Origin of the sequence: Arthrobacter sp. Ld5, from assembly GCF_051172775.1 — a bacterium.
Taxonomy (GTDB): domain Bacteria; phylum Actinomycetota; class Actinomycetes; order Actinomycetales; family Micrococcaceae; genus Arthrobacter_D.
In genome coordinates, this window is sequence record NZ_JBPKBO010000011.1 from 1 (window position 1) to 1,854 (window position 1,854).

The 1,854-nt window shown below is 67.0% G+C and carries 1 protein-coding gene; it reads left to right on the forward strand.

Annotated elements, in window-relative coordinates; translation table 11 throughout:
• Positions 1–1,854 (forward strand): transglycosylase domain-containing protein (locus tag ACSGDB_RS04160; protein WP_434993095.1); only part of this gene is annotated, 1,854 nt, incomplete at both ends.

The following is a 1,854-nucleotide window of genomic DNA, read 5'->3' on the forward strand; positions in this document are numbered from 1 at the left end:
GGGTCGCTCATCGCGACCCTGTACGAGGAGAACCGGCAACCGGTCCCCCTCGACCAGGTATCCCAGGACATGCAGGACGCCCTGGTCTCCATCGAGGACTACCGCTTCTACGAGCACGGCGGCGTGGACCTCGAGGGCATCATGGGTGCCATCGCCAGCAATCTCACCAGCGACTCCACGCGCGGCGCCTCGACCATCACCCAGCAATTCGTCACCAACGTCCTGATCGACTCCGCCCTGCGCGACGGCGAGCAGGCGATCTTCAGCGGCAACAAGACGGTCGGCGACAAACTCCGCGAGATGAAACTCGCCATCGCCGTCGAGAAGGAGCTGACCAAGGACGAGATCCTCGCCGGGTACCTGAACATCGTCCCGTTCAGCGGGACCGTGTACGGCGTCCAGGCCGCTGCCCGCTACTTTTTCGACGTCGACGCCAAGGACCTCACCATCCCGCAGGGTGCTCTGCTCGCCGGGCTGGTCAACGGACCCACGTTCTACAACCCCATCGAGCACCCCGAGCGGGCGCTGCAACGCCGGAACCTCGTGATCGACGCGATGCTCACCCACGGGACAATCACCCAGCAGGAGCACGACGACGCCGTCGCCACCGACCTCGGGCTGAACATCACGCCGACCCTCAACGGCTGCGCCGGCGCCGCGCAGGCACCGTATTTCTGCGACTACGTCACGCACCTGATCCTGAATGACCCCGCCTATGGTGAGACCCGGGAAGAGCGCAAGGACGTGCTGTACCGCTCCGGCCTGACGATCAGGACCACGCTGGATTCCCGGGTACAGGAGGCGGCGCGGACCGCCGTGAACGACACCGCCGACCCGGACACCACCGACCCGGCGGTGGGCCACTCCATGGTCAGCCTCGAGCCGGGCACCGGCGACATCCTGGCCATGGCGCAGAACACCCGCTACCGGCCGGGGGATGCGCCCGGCGACTCCGTGCTGAACTTCAACGTCGACCAGCACCAGGGCGGCGATCCGGCCAAGAGCCTCGGCGGCGTGGGAGGCTTCCAGCCCGGATCGACGTTCAAACCCTTCACCCTCGCTGCCTGGATCGAGGCCGGAGGGTCCCTGAACACGCCCATCGACGGCCGCAAACGCACCTACCCCGAGGGCGATGAATGGCCGGCGAGCTGCCTCCCCGGCGGCTCCTACACCGTCCGGACACCGCAGGGCATGGGCTACACGCCCCAGAACTACGGAGACACCAACTACGGCACCTACACCGTCCTCCGCGGCCTCGCCCAGTCCTACAACACCACCACCCTGGAAACCGCCCGACAACTCGACATGTGCAAGATCTTCGAGACCGCCTACGACATGGGCATCCATGACGGCAAGAGCGACGACGGCGAACCGGAACGGCTCGACGTCCTGGCCCCCGGTCTCATCGGAGGAGTGCAGGACGTCGCACCCCTGTCCATGGCCACCGCCTACGCCGGCTTCGCCGCCGAAGGCACCGTCTGCCAGCCGCGGGCCCTGACCGAGGTCACCGCCGCCGACGGCACGAGCTACCCCGTTCCCGGCACCGACTGCCACCGGGCTCTCCCGGAGACGGTCGCCCGCGGCGTCAACTACGCCACCCAGGAAGTCATGAAGACCGGATCGGGTCAGCTGCTCGACTACGGGGAGATCCCTATGGCCGGCAAGACCGGAACCAACGACCAGCGGTCACAGACCTGGTTCATCGGTTACAACTCCGGCATGGTCACCGCGAGCTGGATCGGGAACTGGAAGGAAGGCAACACCTCCCTCAGCGGCCTGAGGATCGGCGGCAAGATCTACCCCGAAGTCGACGGCTCCCTCATCGCAGCCCCCTCCTGGGCCGCCTTCATGCGC